This window comes from Nocardioides antri (assembly GCF_008373765.1).
In the GTDB taxonomy this organism is placed as follows: Bacteria; Actinomycetota; Actinomycetes; order Propionibacteriales; family Nocardioidaceae; genus Nocardioides; species Nocardioides antri.
In genome coordinates this window covers 855,896-877,834 of record NZ_VUJW01000003.1, presented here as the reverse complement: position 1 = coordinate 877,834, position 21,939 = coordinate 855,896, and the positions used below count along the sequence as shown (strand labels likewise).

The following is a 21,939-nucleotide window of genomic DNA, read 5'->3' as shown; positions in this document are numbered from 1 at the left end:
CATGGCCGCCCCGCCCCCCATGGGGCACCACATCCCGGAAGCCCTGGTCGACCCGATCACGCAGTACATCTCGCAGCACGCGAACCGCGTGGGCGAAGGAGGAAGCCAAGTCGAGATCGCTTGAGTCGCACGAGACCGTCAGCCCCCGACCGGGAAGTGCAGTCTGCACCAGGAGCAGCAGAACCGGGTGCCGGCTGTCGTTGTGACGGACCTCATGGCCTGACGACAGTGAAGCCATGACCGCGGTTCAACCCCCAGCAGCGTGGATGCGCCCGCTCCTGCCCGTCGGGGAGCTCTTCGGTTTCGCGGGTGAGGTGTTCCGGCAGATGTTCCGGCGCCCGTTCCAGTGGCGGGAGTTCTTCGACCAGGCGTGGTTCGTCACTCGTGTCTCCCTGCTGCCCGTCATGGCGATCACGATCCCGTTCGGGGCCGTGCTTGCGATGCAGATCGGCGTCCTGTTCAACCAGCTCGGCGCAGGCTCCTTCACCGGGGCGGCGGCCGTCCTCGGGATCGTCCAGCAGTCCGCGCCCATGGCCACCGTCATCATCGTGGCGGGAGCGGCGGGCACCGCCGTGGCCGCTGACCTCGGGTCGCGGAAGATCCGCGAAGAGCTCGACGCGATGGAAGTGCTCGGGATCTCGGTCATCCAACGCCTGGTGGTCCCGCGTGTCCTGGCGATGGGCGTGATCGCCACCTTGCTCAACGTGGCCGCCACCACCGTGGGTGTCGCCGGCGGCTACGGGTTCAACGTCTTCGTCCAGGGCGGTTCCCCGGGTGCCTACCTCCACTCGTTCACTGCCCTCGCCTCGTTGCCCGACCTCTGGGTCGGTGAGATCAAGGCGTTCATCTTCGGTCTCTGCGCCGGCGTCGTCGCCGGCTACCAGGGCACGCACGCCAAGGGCGGGCCGCAAGGGGTCGGCGACTCGGTGAACCTCTCCGTCGTCGTGTCGTTCGTCCTGTTGTTCGTCGTCAACACGATCCTGACGGCCGTCTACTACCAGATCGTCCCCCCGAAGGGGCTGTGACCGTGCACGCGCTCCTCTCCACGCCGCGGCGAATGACGCGAACGGCGTACGCGACGCTGAACGACCTGGGCGACCAGGTGGTGTTCTACGGCCGCAGCATCGGATCCATCCCACGAGCCTGCATCCACTACCACCGAGAGGTCCTCCGGCTCCTCGCGGAGGTCAGCCTGGGTCGCGGTGCCCTGGTGCTGGTGGCGGGCACGCTCGGCATCATCGTCTTCGAGGTACTGGCCGTCGGCTCCGTCGTCGGGCTGGTCGGCTATCAGGGCTTGAAGCAGGTGGGCATCCAGCCCTACATCGGCTTCCTGTCGGCCTACTTCAACACTCGCGAGGTAGCGCCGCTGATCGCCTCGAACGCCTTGATCGCGACCGTGGGCGCCGGTTTCACCGCCCAGCTCGGGGCGATGCGGATCTCGGAGGAGATCGACGCTCTCGAGGTGATGGCGATCCGATCGATCCCCTACCTCGTCAGCACCCGGGTGGTTGCAGCTTTCATCGCGGTGATCCCGCTCTACACCGTGGGGCTGATGGGCACCTACCTGGCAACCCAGCTGGTCTCCATCCAGTACTACGGGCTCACGGGCGGCACCTACGACCACTACTTCACGCTCTTCCTGCCGCCCGTGGATGTCCTCTACTCGTTCGGCAAGGTGCTGGTCTTCTCGGTGATCCTGACCATGATCTGCTGCTACTACGGATACACCGCCCAGGGAGGCCCCGCCGGGGTTGGCGTTGCGGTCGGCCGGGCGGTGCGCCTGTCGCAGGTGATGATTGTCGTCGCTGACTTCTTCCTCAGCCTCGCCCTGTGGGGCTCGACCACCACGGTGCGGATCGCGGGATGACGCGCGCCATGCTCCGGGACCACCGAAAGCCGATCCTCGGACTCGTCTACCTCCTCGTCGTCGGACTCCTGATCGTCGGCAGCATCGCGATCTACGCCAAGGCGCTTCCCTGGCAACACGCCACGCGAGTCACGGTCGTCGCCGGTCGGGTGGGACTGGAGTTGAACCCGCACTCCGACGTCAAGCTGCAAGGCATGCGCGTGGGTGAGGTGCGCGAGATCTCCTCTGACGGCAAGACCGCCACCGTCGAGCTCGCTCTCGATGACGACAAGCTGGAGCTCATTCCAGCCAACATCGACGCGGCGATCGTGCCGAAGACCCTGTTCGGAGAGAAGTACGTCGACCTCCGCGTGCCTGACGACCCGGTCTCGGAGCGGCTCTCCGAGGGTGGCGTGATCCGCCAGTCGAGGACATCCGTCGAGATCGGCCAGCTCTTCGCCCGGGTCGTGCCTCTCCTGCGATCGCTCCGACCGGACCAGCTCTCCATGGTGCTCGGCTCGTTGGCCGACGCGGTGGACGGCCGCGGCGCACAGATCGGGCGGACCCTGAACCAGCTGTCGGACTACCTGACCGCAATGTCGCCGAGTCTCGACACGCTCGGCCACGATCTGCACCAGCTCGCGAAGACCGTGGAGGTCTACGCGGACAGCGCGCCGGAGATCGTGGGCCTCCTCGAGTCGTCCGCGCACATCAGCCGCGACCTCCTCCTCGGCGAACAGCAGCAGTTCGAGCATTTCCTCCGCGACCTCGGCGCGATGTCCGAGCGAGCCGAGGGGGTCCTCGCCAGGAACAGCGAGCGGTTGGTCGTGCTGTCCGGCTCGGCCCGCCGCATCCTCGCCCTGCTCGATGAGTACGCCGCGGCACTGCCCTGCACGATCAGCGGTCTGCGTACCTTCGAGACGCTGATGAACCAGGTCGTCGGCACCCAGGGCCCCTACCTCAACGTCCGCATCGAGATGGAGGTGAACCGAGAGCCCTACCGCTATCCGGACGACCTCCCCACGAACCCCGGCAGCGACGCGCACAACAGCAATCTTCCGCCCGAGGTGCCCTCCTGGGCTCCGCACTGTCCGCAGTTCTCGGCCGAGGTGAAGTCCCTACGCAACCCGGGGCTCTACTCCCAACCGATGTACGGCGGCGCCCCCCAGCACAGCTCGGCAGAGCAGGACGGATCTGCCGATGCGCGCCACAGCGGCGCGTCGGTCAACGCGATGGTGGCTGACGCCAGGGACGCCTTGAGCCGGGCTGCCGCGGCGCGCCTGTTGAACATCCCCCAGGAGTCCGTTCCGCCCTATGCAGGTTTGATCATCGGCCCGATGCTCTCGGATGGAGAGGTCAGCGCACCATGACCGACACCGCGACGAAGTTCAAGGGAAGAAGCCCCATCCCGACGTCGGCCTACAAGGTGCTCGCCTTCGCGCTGACGAGCGTCCTGCTCCTCGGCATCCTCGCGAGCCTGATCGGCAACATCTCACTCGCCAGCGCGCGGACCTACTACGCGTACTTCACCGATGCCACGGGCGTGAACAAGGGTGACCGCGTCCGGATCTCCGGTGTCGAGGTGGGGGCGGTCAAGGGACTCCAACTCGTGCCGGCGGACGGCCGCACGCTGGCCCGCGTCGAGTTCACCGTGAAGGAGGGGGTGCCGCTCTACCGCAACGCAGAGCTCCAGCTGCGCTACGAGAACGTCGTCGGCCAGCGGTACCTCTCGATCTCGGAGATCGCGAACTCGGGCGAGAAGATGCCCGAGGACGGCACGTTCCCCGTCGAGCAGACCACGCCGGCGCTCAACCTCACCCAGTTGTTCAACGGCTTCCAGCCCTTGTTCCGTGCGCTCGACCCCGACCGTGTCAACGCCTTCAGCTTCGAGCTGGTCCGAGCCTTCCAGGGCGAGTCGGGCTCCATGGCGCAGCTGATGCGGCACACCGCTTCGCTCACCCACACGCTCGCCGACCGCGACCAGGTCATCGGCCGCGTCGTCGGCAACCTGAACACTCTCCTGGAGACCGTGGCCGAACGTGACGACGAGCTCGGGGCGCTGCTGGTCCAGTTCCGCGACCTCATGGTCGGGCTGTCGCACGGCCGCGGAACGCTGAACCGGGCGCTCCCCTCCCTCGCCTCGCTGCTCGAGAGCTCCAGCGGCATGCTCGGCGACATCCGCCCACCGTTGGCGGGCACCGTCACCTCGATGCGCACCCTGGCGGGACAGGTCTACGACACCCGCGACGCGCTCGACGCATCCCTCAAGCGGCTCCCGGTCAGGTTGAACGTGCTCGCCCGCACCGCGTCGTACGGCACGTGGTTCAACTTCTACGTCTGCGGCCTCGGCGTGCAGCTCGGGCTCGGAAACGGCACCGTGAACTTCTCGACGCCGGCGGTCGCGGCCGACGAGAGGGAGACGGTCTGCGGGCTGGGAGCCGACGGATGAGCACCTCTACGCGCACGAACGGTCAGATCGCCCGAACCGCCGTCCTGGGGCTGACGGCGGCGATCCTCGCGACCCTGTTGGCGGTGAACTTCAACCGACTTCCCCTGGTCGGAGGTGGCCTGACGGAGTACAAGGCCGAGTTCACGGACGCGAGCGGGCTCGTCGAGGGAGAAGAGGTCAGGATCGCCGGCATCAAGGTGGGAACGGTCACGGACATCGCGCTCGACGGCGACAAGGTCGTCGTGACCTTCGGGGTGAGCGGAGTAGAGCTGGGCGACCAGTCGACCGCGAGCATCGAGGTCAAGACCTTGCTCGGACAGCACCACCTCGCGGTGACGCCGCAGGGAAGCGGCACGTTGGAGCAAGGGGCGACGATTCCCGTGCAGCGAACCTCCACGCCGTTGAACATCGTTCCGGCGTTCAACCAGCTCGCCGACCACAGCGCCAAGATCGACACCCAGCAGCTCGCCGCCGCCTTCAACTCCCTCGCGGAGCTGGCCGAGGACACGGCACCCCATGTCCGTGGCACTTTGCGCGGTCTCAGCAGGCTGTCGCGCACCGTGTCGTCGCGCGACGTCGAGCTGAAGGAGCTCCTCGCGCGCGCCAACCAGGTGTCGGGGGTCGTCGCCGCCCGCGACCGGGAGCTCGGCGAGCTGCTCACCAGCAGCCTGCGCGTGCTCACGGTCCTGAGGCAGCAGCGCACGACGATCGATCGGCTCATCGCCGGCACCACGGCGCTCTCTCTGCAGCTCACCGGGCTCGTTCGGGACAACCAGGCAGACGCCCACATCGCGCTCGAGCGGCTCAACGGAGTGCTTGCCGTCCTCCGCGACAACCGCGCGGAGATCGACCGGATCATCGAGCTCGGCGCCGTCTACGGCCGTGTGTTCGTCAACACAGTCGGCACCGGTCCGTGGTTCGACGGGACCAACAAGTACCCGAACGGCATGACCCTCTGCCACGCCGGCGGCACCGGGCCGTTCGACGGCTTGCTGGCCGACGCCTTCGTCCAGGGCAACAACGGCAAGGACGCCTGCCTGCCCCTCGGCGAGTCCGAAGGAGGTCCCTCATGAGACGCCGCGTAGTCGCCCTGTCAGTGGTCGCCCTCCTTGTGACGGCGGGCGTGGTGCTGGTTCGGAGCAACGGGAGCGACACCCGCACGATCTCCGCGACGTTCAGCCGTACCACGAGCCTCTACGAGGGCGCGGCCGTGAAGGTGCTGGGTGTCAAGGTCGGTCGCGTCGACGAGATCCAGGTGGACGGCACGGTGGTCGACGTGCAGATGTCCGTCGACGAGGACGTCGACCTTCCGGAGGATGTCACGGCACTGATCGTGCCGCCCTCCATCGTCGGAGACCGGTTCGTGCAGCTCTCCCCGGCGTACGTCGGGGGACCCGAGCTTGCTGACGGCGCCCACCTCGGACTGGACCGCACGGACGTCCCGATGGAGCTCGAGGACACCTACGACGGACTCAACAAGATCTCAGCGGCGCTGGGGCCGAACGGCGTCGACCGGACCGGTGCCTTCGCGCGGTTGATCAGTGCGAGCGCACTGGGCCTCAAGGGCAACGGCAGGCTCTTGAACTCGACGCTGACCGATCTCGCCGGTCTCATGAGCACGTTGTCGGCGACCAGCGATGACTTCAACGGGTTGGTCGAGAACCTCGGGACCACGACCCACACGCTGGCGGGCAAGGACCGCACCATCCGCGCCCTCATTCGCACCATGGCCGACGTCGGCACCCACCTCGACGGTCAGGGGGCCGGCCTCACGGTCGCGATCCGGAAGCTGCGCACAGCGCTCGGCCTGGTCGGCACGTTCACCAGAACCAACCGCCGCGAGATCGAGCACACCGTCGAGCGCCTGGGGTCGTTGAGCGGTCAGCTCGCCGAGCACCAGCACGAACTGCGCGAGGAGCTGGCGATCGCCCCGCTCGGGCTCAACGGACTCCTACGCTCCTATGTGCCGCAGAACTGGGAGCTGTCCGAGATCGGCAGGGTCCCGCCGGGAGCGCGCACAGGTGCGGTCAACAGTCGGTCCGACCTGCTCGACGATCTCGAGACCACCCTCGGCTACAGCTTGAGTGCGGTGTGCCAGGGGATGCCGGCCGAGCAACGGGTCCAGCTCGCTGCCTTCTGCAGCACCCTGACCTCCCTCGGCGGCGACCTCGGCGCAGTGGTGGACGAAGCCATGCGCAGTCGCGGGGCCGGCACGGTCTCGTCCGTCCCGGGTGCGACCTCACTCGACGAGATCCTGGGGGGACAGTGAGCACGCGCAAGCTCGCCGCCGTACTGCTGGCGTCCGCCGCGCTGACGGGCTGCGGCTTCGACGGCGTCCACAGCCTCCCGATGCCCGGCGCCGTGGACGGCGACGACACCTACCCGGTCACGATCCGCCTGGAGGACGCAACCAACCTGGTGCCGAAGGAATCGTGCCGCAGTCACGACACGGTCGTCGGCAGCGTCGAGTCGGTCACGCTCGACGACGACCTCAAAGCCGTGGTGGTCTGTCGCATCAGGGACGACGTCAAGCTGCCGGCCAACGTCCACGGGGCCATCAAGGAGACGAGCCTCCTCGGCGAGCGCTACGTCGCGCTCGACCCGCCGCCGGGCGTCCGGCGTCGGGGAGAGCTGCCTCGCGGCGCAGAGATCCCGGCCAGCAGGACCAGGGTCGACCCCAACGTCGAGCTGGTGCTGGGCACACTGTCGATCGTCCTGAACGGCGGCGGGCTGGGCCAGCTCGAAACCATCACCCGTGAGCTGAACACGGCGCTCGGACAGTCGGAGCTGAAGGGCACGTTCCGTGAGCTGAGAAGGTTCGTCGGCACGCTCGATGCCCACAGGTCGGACATCACAGCCACCCTCGACGGGCTGGACGAGCTGGTCGGACACGTCAGCTCGCAGCGCGACGTGATCGCGGAAGCACTGGATGCCGTCCCGGGTGGGCTCCGCGCTCTCAACGACAACCGACCCGAGCTCATGCGGACGCTTCGCCGGCTGGACGATCTGGCCGCCGTCGCGGTGCCGCTGATCCAGCAGACGCGGGACGACTCGACGGCAGACCTGAAGCACCTCTCGGTCGTCCTGTCGGAGCTGACCGAGGCGGGCAGCGACATCGCCCTGAGCCTTGAGCGGTTGGCGCTGTTCCCGTTCCCCAGCCAGACCGGCGGGATCCTCCGAGGCGACTACGGCGGCGTGTACTTCAGCTTCGTCCTCGACGTCGACACGTTGGAAGAGCTCTTGACCTCGACGACGGAGCGGACCGACGCCCCGTCGACGCCCACGGCGCCGTCCGGGACGGACAAGACCGAGCCGCCGCCAGGGGGCATCACCCTCCCGCCGCTGCCCGGCCTCAGCCCGGACGGTTCGGGCAACGATCTGAACAACCTGTTGGGGCTCCCGTCATGATCAGTCGTCGCGTCAAGGTGCAGCTGGCCGTCTTCACGGTCGTCACGCTGGTGTCGATCGCCTACGCGGGCGTCAAGCTGTTCTCGGTCCACGAGCTCGTGTCCCCGCCCTACGAGGTGGCCGCCGAGTTCGACCACGGCGGCGGGATCTTTCCCCGGGCAGACGTCGAGGTCCTCGGCACCCGGGTGGGCGAGGTGACGGAGGTGACCCCCGGACCCGACGGAGGAACGACCGTGGTGATGGCGATCGATGCTGATGTCGAGGTCCCCGCCGACGTGCACGCCTCGGTCGGCAGCAAGTCGGCGATCGGCGAGCAGTACGTGGAGCTTGCCCCCCGCTCCGTCGGAGGAAGGCTGTTGAGCGACGGCGACGTGATCCCGCGCTCCAACACGAGCTCGCCGATCCAGGTCCAGACGCTCCTGCGCAACCTCGACGCGTTCGTGGGGTCCGTGGACACCGAGGACATGGGCGTCGTGCTCGAGGAGCTGTCAGCGGCCTTGGCCGGCACCGGACCGAGCATCGGTCGTCTCGTCAACGACGCGGATGCCTTGACCCGCAACGAGGTGGCGCATGCACAAGATCAGGTGGCGTTGATCGAGAACGCCAGCACTGTGCTCGACACGCAGGTGGACAACGCCCAGCTGACGCGTCGTTTCCTGCGTGAGTGGGATGGAGCGCTGGACACCATCGAGGTCCTCTCTCCTGACTTCGCCGACGTGTTCCTCGCGGGCAGCGTCGCCAGTACCGAGGTCAGTCGCCTCCTGTTCGGGGTCGAGGAAAGCCTTCCTGTGCTGCTCGACGGCCTCATCACTCTCTCGGGCGTCGCGAACGCGCACCTCCCCGGCCTGCGCAAGGTGCTGACGCTCCTGCCGTGGGGGCTCGAGCTCGGTGCGTCGACTGTGCGGTACTGCGACGAGATCAACCCGATGACGGGACGGCCGGTCCCTCCCACCTGTCACTACGACAGCTCGGGCGAACCGCTCTACGCGTCGTACTTCTCCGACCAGCTGTTCGCCGACATCCCGATGGCCTATCCCTGCACCCGCGGCTACGAGGGCACCGTCAAGCACTACCCGGATGGCAGACCCGTGGACGGTGGACCGCGACAGCGTCCCGGCTCGCCCCCCAACATGGACGCGGCGTGCACGGCTTCCCCGGACGACCCGGTGATGCCGAACGTGCGCGGATCGCAGAATGCGCCGGGTCACTGATGGGCGGCCGGTTCGATCTCGTCCGGAGGCTGGCGACGGCGCCCGTAGCCCTCGCGCTCGTCCTCATGTTGCTGCTGGCGAGCAGCGGCTTGGTCTGGTGGAGGGGCCTACCGCCGGACAGCTCGGCCCCATCGGCGGTCGCGCGCGAGGAGGCAGAGAACTTCTTCACCCTCCACCACGAGAGTGTCCAGGACGACGTCGACAAGGTGCTGGCGCTCGCGGTCGGCGACTTCAAGAGCGAGTACGCAGCTCGTCGCGAAGAGATCGTCAAGCACGTGCGGGCCCGCAAGCTCGAGGTGGCAGCAACGATCCCGGAGAACGGGGTGGCGGTGGAGTACCTCAGCGAGTCGGAAGCGAGGATTCTCGTAGCGGTCGACGTCAGCTCGCGGTCCGAGGACGGTGTCGAGGACCAGCGGTTCCGTTGCCGCCTCACGTTGCGGAAGGTCGACGACTCCTGGCTCGTCGCGGAACTGGAGCAGGTGTGATGAAGCGCGTCACCGCCGTCCTCGCCGGCCTGGTCGTCCTTGCGGCGATCCTTCTCGCCTGGCTCGTCGCCCGACCCGCAAGCGACCCGGTGAAACCCCGCATCGGCGAGGACGGCACCTATGCCGTCGGCACGATCCCGGGCGACGAGCGTGCGGTGCGGACGGCGACCGAGGTCCTCTCTGCAGCCCTCTCCTACGACTACCGCACGCTGGAGGACGGGATGGACACCGCGACGCGGCAGATGACCGACTCCTTCGCCACAGAGTTCCGGGCCACCTTCGACAAGACGGCCGGAAAGCTGGCCCCGAAGGAACAAGCCGTCAGCCGCTCACTCGTCCGCGGCGCTGGCCTCGTCGAGTCGGACGAGGATCACGCGACGTGTGTCGTCTTCCTCGACCAGGTGCTCGTCGAAAGCAAGGACAGGGCCGGCAAGGCGCCGATCACGGTCAGCAAGAACCGTGTCCTGGTGACACTCCGGAAGGAAGACGGGGACTGGAAGGTCGATGGCATCGAGCCCTTCTGAACCATGGAAGCCAACTGAAGGCCCATGGTGAGCGCTGTGCATGTGATCGATCGCCTGGTGGAACGTCCGTCGGCGGAGTGTCAGGAGGCCGGCCGCTTCGCGTTCACCATCCGAAGTACGAGCTCGAGGTGTTTGTCGGCGGCCTGCTCGATGCTGAGGCGACCGCCCCGACGGAACCACGTGAAGACGTACTCGCACATGGTCGAGATCGCATAAGACGTCACCGAGACGTCGTCGATGTCGAAGTCGCCCTCATCGATCCCTTGGCGGAGGATCTCGCGCATCAGCCCGATGTAGGGCCTGCTCAAGCGCCCCAGCTCGCGCTGGCTTTCGTCGGTCAAGGACGATGCCAGCGCAGAATAGCTGTGGTTCCGGCGTTCGCCCACGCTCTCGAGCTGTATACGGACGTAGGCGCGCACGTAGTCGCCGAGACGCTCGACAGCGGGGGCATCGGGCCGCACGGACCCCTTGAGCTCGGCGTAGGAGCGCTCATACATCTGAGTCAGCATCGCGGCGAGCACGTCCTGCTTCGACGGGAAGTGCCAGTAGATCGCTGCCGGCGTCATGCCGGCGGCTCGGGCGATCCGGTTGACGGAGGTGCCCTCGTAGCCGGACTCCTGGAACAGCACGAAGGCTGCCGAGAGGATGCGCTCCCGGGCCCCGGAGGGGTCGGCCCCCGATCCGGCAGGAGCGGTGGAGTCGTCAGCGGAAGCGGTCATGACCAGATCGTAAATCCGTGGCAAGCCTTGCACCTAAATGAGCGCTCAGTTATGGTGTTGATCACTGGCTAAACGTTCATTTAATGGAGGTCCCCGATGCCCCTAGCACTGAAGGATCGTGCCTCGGGAGATGTGTCCGCCCTTGACAGCGGGAAGAATCAGCGCCCGGCCGACGGTCGCGTCGACCGGGGCGAGCGCTGCCGTCCCCAGCGAGTTCTCGTCGTCGACGACCACGAGCTCACCCAAGCGGGCCTGCGCGCCGTGCTCGCACGGGAGGACTGGGTGGACTCGTGCCTCGGAGCGGCGTCGGTGGAGGCGGCGTGGAGCATCGCCCGACGGCACCACCCCCAGATCGTGCTGCTGAGCACGTCGGTCCAGGGGCGTCCGGGCCTCGAGCTCTGCCGTGCGTTTCGCGAGCACATGCCGTACGTCAAGGTCATGCTGATGTCGAACGACGGAACGGTCCCGGCATCCCTCGCCCGCGCGCATGGCGCGGTGGGGATCCTCCCGAAGCAGTCCCCGATCTCCGGCATCGTGGCGTCGGTCCGACGCGTCGCGGAGGGGGGCCGGGTCTTCCCGAAGGGCGCGGTGGCGCCCGACTCCGTGCAGCTATCCCGACGCGAGCTGGACGTGCTCCGCTACCTCGTCTCCGGGCTCAGCAACCCCGAGGTCGCCGCGCGGCTGAACCTCTCGCGCCACACCGTCAAGCAGCACACCAGCGTCGTGTACCGCAAGCTTGGCGTCCGCAACCGCGCCGAGGCGGCGAGCCGCGCCCAGGTGCTGGGACTCGTCGCCTGAGCGCTGATCCCGCGGTCGAGCACGGCCACCAGGGCGAGCCTCCGACGGTCGGCGCCCGGGGATCGGTTCGGGTCTGGGCCGGTGTCGCCCTGGTCCTGCTGTCCACCGTGATCTACGGGTCGACACCGGCTTTGGTGACCTTCGTCCGCGGCGATGTCTCGGTGGTCGACCTCATCGCCTACCGCGCCGCACTGGCCGCGCTGATGTTCCTCGCGCTGGCGCGCCTGGTCGGCGTTTGGAGTGGGCGACGGCGCCTGCGCAGTGCCTCGCGTCCGGTTCGCGCGGTCCTCGTCGGAGCATCGTTATGGGGTCCCCAGTTCCTGCTCTACTACGCCAGCTTCGAGTACATCGACACCTCTTTGGCGGTCGCGATCGGCTTCGTCTACCCGACCGTCGTGCTGATCCTCGTCGCGGCCACCGAACGTCAGCGACCAGCCCCCGTCGAGATCGCACTGAGCCTGCTGGCGCTGCTCGGCATCGCCGCCCTGCTCCTGCCAGGCGGCGACGCGGGGGTCCACCCGCTCGGGGTCTGCCTCGCCCTGCTCGCCGCCTGCGGCTACGCGGTCTACGTTCTGCTCGCCGACCGGCTGCTGCAGGACGTCGAGCCGTTCGAGCTCGGCGCGCAGATCTCCCTCGGGGCGACGATCTGCGCGGTCGCGGTCGGTCTGGTCCTGCAGCGGATGTCCGTGCTGACCGACCCCAGGGACCTAGTGGTCGTCGGCGCGCAGGCGGTGTTGATGGTCGTCGCGACCGGCTGCTACTACGGCGGGCTGATGAGGCTGGGCTCGAGCCAGGCCTCGCTCGTCGACACGGCCCAGCCGGTCGTCGCCCTCGCCGCAGGTGGGCTGCTGCTCGGGGAGAGCATGGTCGCAGTGCAGGTGGCGGGGGTCGTGGTGGTCACCGCCTCCGTCGCCCTGTCGTCGGTGCTCACGCACCGGCGTGCGACGGTCCCCTACGCAGACCCGCCGTGAGCCCTGAGCCGACCAGGATCACCGGACAGCCCAAAATTGCCAATGCCCGCCGGGGAGTTCGGGCTCACCCGGCGGGCATCGGGTCAGGTCAGAGGTACGCCGTCGCGTCGATCTCGATCAAGGCGCCCTCGTGGGCAAGGGCGCTGATGCCGAGGACCACCATGGCCGGCACCCGAAGGCCGGTGGCGGCGACCGCTGCGCCGAACCCGGAGAACACGTCGTCGTGGATCTCCGGCCTGTAGTCGACGATGTAGATGCCGAGCTTGGCGATGTCGCCCACCTGCGCGCCCGCGCCCTCCACGGCGCGGACCACGTTGCGCATCGCGAGCTCGGTCTGCCCGGCGTAGTTGCCCCGGTGCTGCAGTTCGTCGTTCGCGTCCACCGCGATCTGGCCGCCGATCTCGATGACCTTGCTGCCCGCGGCGACCGCCACGTGCACGAACCCACGCGGCCTGTAGAGACCCTCGGGCTTCAGGTAGTCGGTCACAGGCATCACGCCACCTCCACGCGGATGTCGAGCGGTGCGAGCGCGGATCGCTCGCCCGCATGCTCGGCCAGTCGTTCGAAGAAGGGGATCGGGTCGATGCAGCCCTCGGGACCGAGGACGCCGGTCGTCTTGATCTCGCCGCGCGCCAGCATGCCGACCGCGATCGCCATGGGGATGCAGGTCGCCTCCCCCATCTCCCCTTCGGGCATGTAGTTGGTCGCCACTGCGGCGCGAGCCCTACGGCCGTCCTTGGTGCCCTCGGCGTAGGCGAAGACGCCCGGGAACGACGGGACGGGTCCTGCCTCCGGTCCACGCCGACCGGGGCTCAGGATGAGCACCTTGCTGGCTTCCGGGACCGTGAGCTCTTTGGCGCGCACGCGGTCGCGGACCGCGCGGGCGGCGTCGATGAGGCCCGGCCGGCAGAACATGACGTTCAGCGACTCCCTGATGTCGGGGAAGTAGCGAGGGAGGGTGATCGGCTCCGGGTGGCCGCACGTCCACACCGTCGCGCTGCCGATACCGGGGTAGTCGATGACGAGCTCCTCGAGCGCGTCCGCCTCCTGGTGCTCGCCGTCGCGCCACACGCGGATCGGCTCGGCGAGGTTGTGGATCCAGTGGTCGATCGCCGCGGCCGGCTTGACGTCGTCGGGGTCCTCTGGGGCCTTCGGGATCCCCGAACCGCCGCGCCAGGCGGTGTACAGCTTCTCGACGGTGTCGAGCTCGCCGTGGGCAACCGTGGCCAGCAGGTTCGACATCCCGGGGGACGCGCCGATGCCCACGATCGCGGTCACGCCCTTGGCCCGGGCGACGTCATCGAGTTCGAGCATCTCGATCGTCGGCTCCCAGTCGTCGGCGATGTCGACGTAGTGCTTGCCGGCTTCGAGCGCCGCCTCCAGGACCGGCCGGCCGTAGAGGTAGAAGGGCCCGACGGTGTTGAGCACCGTGTCGGCGTCGGCGATCGCGGCGAGGAGGGCCTCGCGGTCGGTGATGTCGAGGGCGACGCCGCTTGCCTTCGGTCCGAGCCGGTCGGCGAGTGCCTCCGCGCGAGGACCGTCGCGGTCGGCGATCACCACCGAGGTGATCTCCGGGTCCTCGACGGTGGCGGTGCACGCGACGCTGCCCATGTCGCCCGCACCTCCGATGATGATCAACCGCATGCTCTGCTCCTTGGGTCGTGGTTGCCGGACGTCGGCCCGGCCGTGAGGTTGTCCGTGCCGTTCACTGCGCGGTGTAGCCGCCGTCGACGATGAGCGCCTGGCCGGTCATGAAGTCCGAGGCCGAGGACGCGAGGAAGACGGCCGGCCCGACCATCTCCTCGGGTTGCGCCCACCGGCCCAGGGGCGTCATCCGGCGCAGGTAGCTCGCCGACGCCTCGTCGCCCACCGCCCGCGCCAGCATCTCGGTGTCCACGAAGCCGGGGCACAGCGCGTTGACCTGGACCCCCTTGCGGGCCCACTCGAGGGCAAGGCACTTCGTCATCCCCATCACCGCGTGCTTGGAGGTGACGTAGGCGAGCTCGGCACGAGCACCCACGTGGCCGAAGATCGACGCGATGTTGATGACCTTGCCGCCGCCGTCCTTCAGGTACGGCGACGCGGCCTGGCAGAGCAGGAAGAGCGACCGGACGTTGAGGTCGAGCACCTTGTCCCACTGGTCGACGGTGGTGTCGTCGATCCCCTGCTCGTTGTCGAACCCGGCGTTGTTGACCAGCACGTCCACGCCGCCGAGCAGCTCGACCGCGGACTCGACGACCGCGCGCGGCCCGCCCGCGTCGCCGCGCAGGTCGGCCTCGAGAGGGAGCACCTCGCCGGCTCCGCCCTCGGCGAGCCGACGGGTCTCCTCGAGGTCCTCGGCGGATCGGGCGACCGCGACCACCCGCACACCACGGGCGGCGAACTCCAACGTGATCGCGCGCCCGATGCCGCGGCTGGCGCCGGTGACGATGGCGCGTCGGCCGGTGAGGTCGAAGGTGTCGGCGCGCTGCGCCGTCTCAGCGAGTGTCATGCCGGACAGGGTCCAGCGTGGGGTCGGCGTTCCGGCCGCGGCGACGACCAATCATGCCCACTTGGGGGAGACCTGACGTGCCGATCGACCGGCAGTACTCCCCTGACCGGGCGTGGTTTCTGCAGCAGCATGGAATCACCGCGACCAATTGGTCACCATCGTCACGTGACCACCGACTTCGATCCGCTCAGCACCCCGATCATCGAGCTGGCCGCCGCCGCGGCCGACATCCCGGACCTGCCCCTGGTCTCGATCGAGGGTCAGGTCGCGACGTACGGCGACGCCTGGACCGCGGTGCGCGAGACCGCGCTCGGACTCCGGCGAGCCGGCGTGAGCCCGGGAGACCGCGTGATCGTGCTCCTGCCCAACCAGCTCGAGGCGATCTGGGCCTGGTTCGGCATCCAGGCCGCCGGCGCGATCGACGCCCCGATCTCGGTCGAGGCGCCCGGCGCCTTCCTCCGCTACTTGGCCGACGATCTCTCGCCAACCACCGTCATCGGCACCGCGCCCCTGCTCGCTCGCCTCGCCGGGGTGATGTCGACCCCGCCTGTGCTGGCCGTCGTGGTCGGGGAGCCGGCAGCCGGCGAGCCGATCTTCGGCGCCGGGGTCCGACAGCTGGGGTTCGACGAGCTGCGAGCGCTGGGTGCGTCGTCTCCGGACACCCTCGAGCTGCCGTCGTCCTCGACCCTCGGGACCATCATGTACTCGTCGGGCACGACCGGTCCGTCGAAGGGGGTCATGCTCTCGCAGGGCTACTACGCGACCCTTGCCGCCGTACACACCGAGCTCTTCGGGCTGCGTTCCGGCGCGACGACGTACTGCGTCCAACCGCTGTGTCACATCGACGGCCGGTCCTCGCTCGTGAACACCGTCCACGTCCGCGGCCGGCTGTTCCTCGGCACGCGATTCAGCGCGAGTCGGTTCTGGGATGAGGTCGAGGAGCACGACGTCGACTTCTTCTACTACGTCGGCACGATGATCCACTTGGTGTACAAGCAGCCGCCGCGCCCACTGCGCGATCCTGCGCGCCACCGGATCGGCATCGGCTCGTCGACGCCTGCCAGCATCCAGCGCGACTTCGAGGCGCGCTTCGGCTGCGAGCTCGTGCAGGGCTACGGGATGACCGAGTTCGGCCTGATCCTGTCCCAGCGGGCCGGGGACAACGAGCCGGGGCACGTCGGCGGACTGCTCCCGTGGGTCGAGGTGCAGGTCGTCGACGCCGACGACGTGCCGGTGTCCGACGGCACGCCCGGCCAGTTGGTCTGCCGGCCCCTCCGGCCTCACCTGCACATGCTCGGCTACTGGAACAAGCCCGAGGCGACGGTCGAGGCGTGGCGGGGACTCTGGTTTCACACCGGCGACGTGGTAGTGCGACGGACGGACGGCCACTTCGAGTACGTCGGACGCACCAAGGACTCCATCCGGCGTCGGGGTGAGAACGTCTCGGCCTGGGAGGTCGAGCAGGCTGCGACGCGTCACGAGCGGGTGCTCGAGGCGGCCGCCATCGGCGTGCCGTCCGACGTCGGCGAGGAGGACATCGCCCTGCTCGTGGTGCCGACGGCTCTGGGCCGTCCCGAGCCGTCGGAGCTCCGGTCCTTCATGGCTCGCGACCTGCCGCGCTACGCGCTCCCGCGCTACGTCGAGGTGGTCGAGGAGCTCCCGAAGACCCCGTCGGAACGCGTCGCCAAGGGCCTCGTGCGCGACCGCGGCGTGTCCAGCGCCGCGTGGGACGCCGAGGCGACGCCGGTCGGCGGCTGACGGATCCCCCAGTCGGGCGGAAAACCGCGGCAGACCCGGCCGTCCACCCCGGACAGCACGATTGACTCACCCCAGCTCCCGGCGTGGAGCGATCTCAAGGAGAGTGGACGCTTGCGCAACATGGACACGGGACCGACCATCGTGATCGGCGCCGGCCTGGCCGGACTCACCGCGGCATGGACCCTCGCACGCGAGGGCCGCGAGGTGATCGTGCTCGAGGCTGAAGACCGGGTCGGGGGGCGGGCGTACTCGTCCGTCGACGGCTGGAGCGACGGTCAGTACACCGACTACGGCGGGGAGCTCATCGACGATGACTACCGCGCCCTCACGACGTTGTGCGAGCAGGCAGGGGTCGAGCTCGGCGAGCCGATCGCGTATGCCCGGCCCCAGGAGGACGACCTCTCGACCGTCGAGGGCTACCTGCGGGTGGGCACGTTCGTGATCCAGGGTGAGGTGCTCGACCGGAGCGCGTGCCTGGAGTCCGCCAGCCGGATCCGTGAGGCCGCGACGGCTCACCCGCCCGCACAGCAGGAGATCGTCGAGCAGTGGATCCGTCGGGCGAGGCTTGCTGCCCGCGAGGCGGGCATCATGCGTGCGGTTGCGCGCATGCTCTGCCAGCTCGACCCGTGGGACTGCGACGTCCACTTCGTCTTCGGGCGCCCGAGCGCAGGTTTCCGCCGCATCGTCGGCGGGACGCAGGAGCTGGCGAAGAAGCTCGCCGAGGACCTGGACGTCCGGCTCGGGGACCCGGTCGCCCGGGTGAGCCGGATCGGCCGCGTGACGGTCGAGACTGAGAGCGGCGCGTCGTACGTCGGCAGCCGGGTCATCTGCGCGGCCGGACCGTACGCGGCGGTGCAGATCGGGTTCGACCCGCCACTGCCCGAAGAGAAGACGATGGCCGTGCAGTCGCTGCTGCCGGCCATGGGCGGCAAGGTGATTGCCCAGTACGCGGAGGGCGACGCGATCCGTGGACGGTTCCGCGAGGTCGTCTACACCGATGGCCCATTCAACGCCTGCTGGGTGACCATGCATCAGCTCGACGGGGGACCGGCCATCGTCACGTCCTTCATCACCGGTCAGGCACGGCACGTGCTCGCCGACGAGGAGGCGTCACTGGGGCTGCTCGACGACCTGGTGACCAAGGTCGTCGACAGCCCGGTGACGCGGCTGCGCGGTGAGGTGAAGAACTGGTGGGCCGACCCGCTCGCCATGGGCGTCACCGTGACGCCGTTCGACCCGGCGCGGCCGGCGATCGCCGGCACCCTCGCCGCGATGGAGCGACGGACCCACATGGCCGGCGACTACACCGAGGCGGGGATGGCCGGCACTCTCGAAGCAGCCGTCCGGTCCGGGCGCCGCGCCGCCGACGAGGTGCTGCGCACCCCGCAGCGCTTCCACATCGACGACATCAACGAGAGGCTGGCCCGCGCATGAGCACGGTGGTCATCGGCGCCGGGCTGGCCGGCGCGTTCGCAGCACGCACGCTGGCGCAGGCCGGGGAGGACGTCGTCGTCCTGGAAGCGACCGCCCACCTCGGCGGTCGCACGCGGACCAATCGCGAGGTGCTCGAGCACGGGCAGGTCGCCGACCTCGGCGGATCCTTCCTCGACATCGGTCAGGACCTGCTGCTCGAGTTCTGCGTGGAGCACGACATCACGCTGAAGCCCGAGATCCGGATGTTCCCGAAGGGCCCGGATGCCCGGTACAGCGGGGCCTCGATCCTGCTCGGGCGGATGGTCATCGACGAGACCCGGGTCGACGACGCCGACCGCGCGATGCTCGCGAAGGAGGTCCAGGAAGCGCTGGACGCGGCCCCGCCGGGGGAGAAGGAGACCCTCAAGGCCTGGGCCCGGCGTGCCGGCCTCTCGCCGCAGGCTCACGCGGCCTACGTGATGCAGGGCGCGTTCAACCCGACGGCACGAGCGGAGCTGGTCTCGTCGTGGCACGTCCACCCGGGTGACATCGGTCGGATCTGCTGGATCCTCGCCGACGGCACGGACACGATGGCTCGCGTCGCCCTGGAGGGGCTCGAGGTGCGGCTCGAGACGCCCGTGCGGCTGGTCGAGAGGACCGGCGGCGGCTACCGCGTCCACACGGACTCCGACGTCCTCAGCTGCGACAACGTCGTCGTGAGCGCGTCGGTCCAGGCCACGCGCCGCATCGGGTTCGACCCGGTGCTGCCATCGTGGAAGGTCGAGGCACTGCTGGGCACGCCGCTCTCGCAGGGCGGCAAGGCGGTCGCGCAGTACCGCGGCGGGGCAGACATCGCCGCGGCCGCCGGACCCAGCACCATGACCAACGGCCCGGTCAGCATGTTCTGGCTCAAGCAAGGGCCCGAGGACACGATCATTGCGATGGGCACCATGGCCGACACCGGCGACGGGATGCTCGACGACGAGGAGGCGACGCTCGCCTCCCTCGACCGGCACATCGAGGCGATGACCGGGGTGGCGCCGGAGCGGATCGCAGGCATCATCCAGAACTGGACGACCGAGGAGTTCGTCGGCGGCGTCGTCAACCTCGGTACCGGAGGGTTCGCCCGCCGCGCCGCTCTCGGCGCAGCGGTGGGAGGCATCCACTTCGCTGGCGAGGCGACGGGAGAGTGGCCCAGCGCCATGGAGGGTGCCGCCCGGTCGGGGCAGCGGGTGGCCGCCGAGATCCTCCAGAAGCGTCGCGCGCACACCGATCTCACCGCCGCTCCGCGGTCGTGACGGGCAGCGACATCCAGGTCGTCGTCCAGGGGCTGGGGCTCCTCGGCCGGACCGCGATCGGCGTGTGCGAGGACACCCCCGGGGTGGACCTCGTCGCGGTCGTCACCCGACGCCCTGACGAGGCCACCGGGCTGCCGCCGGGGGTGGCCGTCCTCGGCGACCTCCGCGAGGCCGCGCGTGACCACCCCGGCGCGGTGGTGCTGAGCACCGTCCACGCGCTCGACGGTGACCTGGAACGCACCCTGGTCGACGCGGTGACGGTCGGGCTCGACGTCGTGACGAGCTCCGGGGCGTTCCATCCTCCGACCCAGCTCGCCGACGGCGGGGACGCCCTGGACGCGCTCGCTCGGCAGCACTCCGCCAGGGTGATGGCGTCCGGGGTGCAACCCGGTTTCGTGCTCGACGTGCTGCCGGCCGCGGTGCTCGACCTGGCGCCCGGTTGGACCTCTGTCGACGTGGTCAAGCCGTCGGACGCCCGGTCGTGGCCCCCGTCGACCCGGCACATGCTCGGCCTCGGCGAGCTGCCGCACGTCGTCGAGTCGGCCGTGCCTTACCCCCTGGCCGCGTCGGCCCACCTGATCGCGAGCGCGGTCGGTCGTTGCGTCGTCGAGATCAGCGAGTCGCGTTCGGCCCGGACTGCGCGCCACGACGTCGTGCTGCCCGACGAGACGATCCCGGCCGGGCACTCCATCGGGTTCGCCCAGGAGTGCGTGGCCCGGTTGGAGGGTGGCCGGCAGGTCCGGATCAGGTGGGAGCCGACCGTCGACGTCACGGAGGACACCGACCTGTCCCTGCGCCTCGAGGCGACCGGGAAGGCCGACCTCACGATGACCCTGGACGGCTCGTTCCGTCAGGACCCGTACCCCGCGACCGCCGCGCGGATGCTGCACACAGCCGTCCGCGCGCGCGACCTGCCTCCCGGTCTCCACACGGCCGCGGCGCCGGGACTCCAGTGGCCCCTCAGCCCAGCAGGCGGGCGCGCTCGTCGTCGGTGAGGTGGCGCGAGCTTCTGCGATCGGTGTCCCAGGCGACGTAACGCGTCTGGGCCGCGCTGCATCGAGTGCCGCCGGCGTCACTGAGGACGAGGTCCACCACGAACGACGTGACGCCGATGTGCGCGGGTCGCACGTGGAGCGTGATCGGTAGCCGCGCACGGCGGACCTCGCTCAGGTACTCGATCGACGTCCGCGCGGTGACGTAGGCGGGGGAGGGGCGCTCCCACCGCTCGGTGACGAAGCGACCGACGCCTTCCTCGAACGCGGCGGGGTAGGCCGCCGCCGTCATGTGGCCGAGCTCATCGAAGTCACGCCACCAGACCTGGATCTCCGTCGACCACCATCCGGCCGTCGATGTCGACCGGTCCGGCGGTGCGGGCGCCGCGGACGCGCTCACGCGCGCTCCTCCACGACGGCGAGCAGGTCGTCGGCGTCGCGCAGGCCGGCGTCGGTGAGCGGCGCCAGCAGGTCGAAGAACTCCCGCGGGTCCATCACGGTCTCGGGAGCATGCACACCCGTGTCGCGCAGGGCGCCGCGGCGGAGCAGCTCAACCCCGACGGCGAGCGGGATGCCGGTGTTGCCGCCCATCTTCGCCGGGTGGAAGTGCCGCGGGTAGACCGCCACGCGGCACGGCTCCCCGTCCTTCTCGCCGACGGCGAGCGCCCATTCGATGGGCAGCGTGCTGCGGGCCCCGGGGTCCGCCGGCGCCGGCGGGTCGGCTAGGAGTGCGGCGCCGGTGCGGAGGTCGATCTCGCCGGCCGCGAACCGGGCGCTGACCTCGCGGAGGTAGTCGAACAGCCAGGCCGGCCCGGACTGCAGGTTGAGGGATGAGCGCAGCCCGGGGTAGGCCTTCGGCAGCGTGATGGGCTCGGGGTGCCCCATCGTGTACGCGGTCACGACGCCCAGCCCGGGGAAGCACAGGTCGACCTGCTCGACAGGCTCGACCGAGCCGGGGGCACCGTCGACCCATGCCCGGATGGGCTGGGCGCACTGGTGCAGCCAGTGCTCGACGGCCGCGGACGCAGCGGGCGCCGGGAACCCGGGCTCGTCGACGATGGTCGCCCCACTCAGCTTCCAGCCGGTGTGGAGCTCGTGCACGACGTCCAGCCGGTCGGCGGCGTGGGCGGCGCAGAGGTTGGTCACCCCAGGACTGCCGCCGAGCCCGACGACGACGTGAAGGCCCCGTCGGCGCGCGTCGGCGTCGAAGTCGAAGGCCTCGATGGTCGGTTGCCAGTCGTCGTTGATGTCCAGGTAGTGGCAGTCGGAGTCCAACGCCGCCTGCAGGACGGGCCGGACGAACGTGGCGAACGGCCCCATCGTGTTCACCACGACGTCGTGTTCGGCAAAGGCGGCCCGGAGCTGCTCGGGGTCGGTCGCGTCGAGGCGGAGCGCGCGAGTCGGTCCGCCCACGGACGCAACCACCCGCTCCGCCCGGTCGAGATCGATGTCGGCGACGGTGAGGACTGACGCGGTTCCCAGCCGTGCGATCGTGCGCACGGCCCACCGGCCCATGGATCCGGCCCCTCCGACGGCGATGACGCGAAGCGGGCTCTGGGGCGTGGACATGCATCCT

22 protein-coding genes are annotated in these 21,939 nt (G+C 69.5%); 16 read left to right on the top strand and 6 right to left on the bottom strand.

Annotated elements, in window-relative coordinates; genetic code table 11:
• Nucleotides 1–236: 236 nt before the first annotated feature.
• Genes F0U47_RS10365 through F0U47_RS10320 form a run of 10 tightly spaced genes read left to right on the top strand, consistent with a single transcriptional unit; the run spans nt 237 to nt 9,923 of the window.
• Nucleotides 237–1,025, top strand: coding sequence for an MlaE family ABC transporter permease (locus F0U47_RS10365; RefSeq protein ID WP_149750267.1), 789 nt, complete (start codon nt 237–239; stop codon nt 1,023–1,025).
• 2 nt (nt 1,026–1,027) lie between these two features.
• Complete coding sequence (locus F0U47_RS10360) at nt 1,028–1,867, top strand: MlaE family ABC transporter permease (RefSeq protein ID WP_438362057.1); 840 nt, start codon at nt 1,028–1,030, stop codon at nt 1,865–1,867.
• Nucleotides 1,864–3,216, top strand: a complete 1,353-nt coding sequence (locus F0U47_RS10355) for an MCE family protein (RefSeq protein WP_149750265.1) — start codon at nt 1,864–1,866, stop codon at nt 3,214–3,216. The genes F0U47_RS10360 and F0U47_RS10355 overlap by 4 nt, the downstream gene beginning before the upstream one ends.
• Nucleotides 3,213–4,295: an MCE family protein gene (locus F0U47_RS10350; protein ID WP_149750263.1), complete on the top strand. Its 1,083-nt coding sequence runs from the start codon at nt 3,213–3,215 to the stop codon at nt 4,293–4,295. Before F0U47_RS10355 ends, F0U47_RS10350 begins: the two co-directional genes overlap by 4 nt.
• Nucleotides 4,292–5,368 carry an MCE family protein gene (locus F0U47_RS10345; RefSeq protein ID WP_149750261.1) on the top strand — a complete coding sequence of 359 codons (1,077 nt, stop codon included), beginning with the start codon at nt 4,292–4,294 and terminating at the stop codon, nt 5,366–5,368. The genes F0U47_RS10350 and F0U47_RS10345 overlap by 4 nt, the downstream gene beginning before the upstream one ends.
• A complete protein-coding gene (locus F0U47_RS10340) occupies nt 5,365–6,564 on the top strand; it encodes an MCE family protein (RefSeq protein WP_149750259.1) in 1,200 nt (399 codons plus the stop codon). The genes F0U47_RS10345 and F0U47_RS10340 overlap by 4 nt, the downstream gene beginning before the upstream one ends.
• Nucleotides 6,561–7,703, top strand: coding sequence for an MCE family protein (locus F0U47_RS10335; protein WP_188111267.1), 1,143 nt, complete (start codon nt 6,561–6,563; stop codon nt 7,701–7,703). The genes F0U47_RS10340 and F0U47_RS10335 overlap by 4 nt, the downstream gene beginning before the upstream one ends.
• The gene (locus F0U47_RS10330) at nt 7,700–8,914 is read left to right on the top strand and encodes an MCE family protein (protein WP_149750255.1); all 1,215 of its coding nucleotides are present in this window, start codon (nt 7,700–7,702) and stop codon (nt 8,912–8,914) included. The genes F0U47_RS10335 and F0U47_RS10330 overlap by 4 nt, the downstream gene beginning before the upstream one ends.
• Nucleotides 8,914–9,399 carry an Rv1363c family protein gene (locus tag F0U47_RS10325; protein ID WP_149750253.1) on the top strand — a complete coding sequence of 162 codons (486 nt, stop codon included), beginning with the start codon at nt 8,914–8,916 and terminating at the stop codon, nt 9,397–9,399. The genes F0U47_RS10330 and F0U47_RS10325 overlap by 1 nt, the downstream gene beginning before the upstream one ends.
• On the top strand, nt 9,399–9,923 hold the full coding sequence (locus F0U47_RS10320) for a hypothetical protein (protein ID WP_149750252.1): 525 nt from the start codon (nt 9,399–9,401) through the stop codon (nt 9,921–9,923). Before F0U47_RS10325 ends, F0U47_RS10320 begins: the two co-directional genes overlap by 1 nt.
• An 80-nt stretch (nt 9,924–10,003) precedes the next feature.
• Here the strand turns inward: F0U47_RS10320 and F0U47_RS10315 are convergent, their stop codons facing one another.
• Nucleotides 10,004–10,642: a TetR/AcrR family transcriptional regulator gene (locus tag F0U47_RS10315; RefSeq protein ID WP_149750250.1), complete on the bottom strand. Its 639-nt coding sequence runs from the start codon at nt 10,640–10,642 to the stop codon at nt 10,004–10,006.
• A 132-nt stretch (nt 10,643–10,774) separates the two neighbouring features.
• Between F0U47_RS10315 and F0U47_RS10310 the strand changes: the two genes are divergently transcribed.
• Nucleotides 10,775–11,440: a response regulator transcription factor gene (locus F0U47_RS10310; RefSeq protein WP_188111266.1), complete on the top strand. Its 666-nt coding sequence runs from the start codon at nt 10,775–10,777 to the stop codon at nt 11,438–11,440.
• Nucleotides 11,437–12,411: a DMT family transporter gene (locus F0U47_RS10305; RefSeq protein WP_281290982.1), complete on the top strand. Its 975-nt coding sequence runs from the start codon at nt 11,437–11,439 to the stop codon at nt 12,409–12,411. Before F0U47_RS10310 ends, F0U47_RS10305 begins: the two co-directional genes overlap by 4 nt.
• 88 nt (nt 12,412–12,499) lie before the next feature.
• Here the strand turns inward: F0U47_RS10305 and F0U47_RS10300 are convergent, their stop codons facing one another.
• The 3 genes from F0U47_RS10300 to F0U47_RS10290 all read right to left on the bottom strand — a co-directional run bounded on the left by F0U47_RS10300 (nt 12,500) and on the right by F0U47_RS10290 (nt 14,902).
• Complete coding sequence (locus F0U47_RS10300; protein ID WP_188111264.1) at nt 12,500–12,898, bottom strand: RidA family protein; 399 nt, start codon at nt 12,896–12,898, stop codon at nt 12,500–12,502.
• 5 nt (nt 12,899–12,903) lie between these two features.
• Nucleotides 12,904–14,055, bottom strand: a complete 1,152-nt coding sequence (locus tag F0U47_RS10295; protein WP_149750244.1) for a saccharopine dehydrogenase family protein — start codon at nt 14,053–14,055, stop codon at nt 12,904–12,906.
• 61 nt (nt 14,056–14,116) lie between these two features.
• A complete protein-coding gene (locus F0U47_RS10290; protein WP_149750242.1) occupies nt 14,117–14,902 on the bottom strand; it encodes an SDR family NAD(P)-dependent oxidoreductase in 786 nt (261 codons plus the stop codon).
• A gap of 165 nt (nt 14,903–15,067) precedes the next feature.
• On the opposite strand from F0U47_RS10290, the gene F0U47_RS10285 reads away from it, so the two are divergent.
• From F0U47_RS10285 to F0U47_RS10270, 4 genes are all read left to right on the top strand, one after another.
• Nucleotides 15,068–16,660, top strand: coding sequence for an AMP-binding protein (locus F0U47_RS10285; RefSeq protein ID WP_188111263.1), 1,593 nt, complete (start codon nt 15,068–15,070; stop codon nt 16,658–16,660).
• 120 nt (nt 16,661–16,780) lie between these two features.
• Complete coding sequence (locus F0U47_RS10280) at nt 16,781–18,094, top strand: flavin monoamine oxidase family protein (protein WP_149750238.1); 1,314 nt, start codon at nt 16,781–16,783, stop codon at nt 18,092–18,094.
• Nucleotides 18,091–19,371, top strand: coding sequence for a flavin monoamine oxidase family protein (locus tag F0U47_RS10275; RefSeq protein WP_149750236.1), 1,281 nt, complete (start codon nt 18,091–18,093; stop codon nt 19,369–19,371). The genes F0U47_RS10280 and F0U47_RS10275 overlap by 4 nt, the downstream gene beginning before the upstream one ends.
• A complete protein-coding gene (locus F0U47_RS10270; RefSeq protein WP_149750234.1) occupies nt 19,368–20,366 on the top strand; it encodes a hypothetical protein in 999 nt (332 codons plus the stop codon). Before F0U47_RS10275 ends, F0U47_RS10270 begins: the two co-directional genes overlap by 4 nt.
• Here F0U47_RS10270 and F0U47_RS10265 read toward each other — a convergent pair.
• Together F0U47_RS10265 and F0U47_RS10260 are read right to left on the bottom strand one after the other, a co-directional pair.
• Nucleotides 20,332–20,763 (bottom strand): acyl-CoA thioesterase, encoded by a 432-nt coding sequence (locus F0U47_RS10265; RefSeq protein WP_149750233.1) that lies wholly within the window; start codon nt 20,761–20,763, stop codon nt 20,332–20,334. The two genes, F0U47_RS10270 and F0U47_RS10265, sit on opposite strands and share 35 nt — an antisense overlap.
• Entirely contained in the window at nt 20,760–21,932 is a 1,173-nt protein-coding gene (locus F0U47_RS10260) for a saccharopine dehydrogenase family protein (protein ID WP_149750231.1), read from the bottom strand. The genes F0U47_RS10265 and F0U47_RS10260 overlap by 4 nt, the downstream gene beginning before the upstream one ends.
• Between the last annotated feature and the right edge of the window lie 7 nt (nt 21,933–21,939).

Coding starts and splice junctions, on each gene's coding strand:
- F0U47_RS10365 (WP_149750267.1), top strand. CDS start 237: ATGACCGCGGTTCAACCCCCAGCAGCGTGGATGCGCCCGCTCCTGCCC.
- F0U47_RS10355 (WP_149750265.1), top strand. CDS start 1,864: ATGACGCGCGCCATGCTCCGGGACCACCGAAAGCCGATCCTCGGACTC.
- F0U47_RS10350 (WP_149750263.1), top strand. CDS start 3,213: ATGACCGACACCGCGACGAAGTTCAAGGGAAGAAGCCCCATCCCGACG.
- F0U47_RS10345 (WP_149750261.1), top strand. CDS start 4,292: ATGAGCACCTCTACGCGCACGAACGGTCAGATCGCCCGAACCGCCGTC.
- F0U47_RS10340 (WP_149750259.1), top strand. CDS start 5,365: ATGAGACGCCGCGTAGTCGCCCTGTCAGTGGTCGCCCTCCTTGTGACG.
- F0U47_RS10330 (WP_149750255.1), top strand. CDS start 7,700: ATGATCAGTCGTCGCGTCAAGGTGCAGCTGGCCGTCTTCACGGTCGTC.
- F0U47_RS10325 (WP_149750253.1), top strand. CDS start 8,914: ATGGGCGGCCGGTTCGATCTCGTCCGGAGGCTGGCGACGGCGCCCGTA.
- F0U47_RS10320 (WP_149750252.1), top strand. CDS start 9,399: ATGAAGCGCGTCACCGCCGTCCTCGCCGGCCTGGTCGTCCTTGCGGCG.
- F0U47_RS10315 (WP_149750250.1), bottom strand. CDS start 10,642: ATGACCGCTTCCGCTGACGACTCCACCGCTCCTGCCGGATCGGGGGCC.
- F0U47_RS10295 (WP_149750244.1), bottom strand. CDS start 14,055: ATGCGGTTGATCATCATCGGAGGTGCGGGCGACATGGGCAGCGTCGCG.
- F0U47_RS10290 (WP_149750242.1), bottom strand. CDS start 14,902: ATGACACTCGCTGAGACGGCGCAGCGCGCCGACACCTTCGACCTCACC.
- F0U47_RS10280 (WP_149750238.1), top strand. CDS start 16,781: ATGGACACGGGACCGACCATCGTGATCGGCGCCGGCCTGGCCGGACTC.
- F0U47_RS10275 (WP_149750236.1), top strand. CDS start 18,091: ATGAGCACGGTGGTCATCGGCGCCGGGCTGGCCGGCGCGTTCGCAGCA.
- F0U47_RS10260 (WP_149750231.1), bottom strand. CDS start 21,932: ATGTCCACGCCCCAGAGCCCGCTTCGCGTCATCGCCGTCGGAGGGGCC.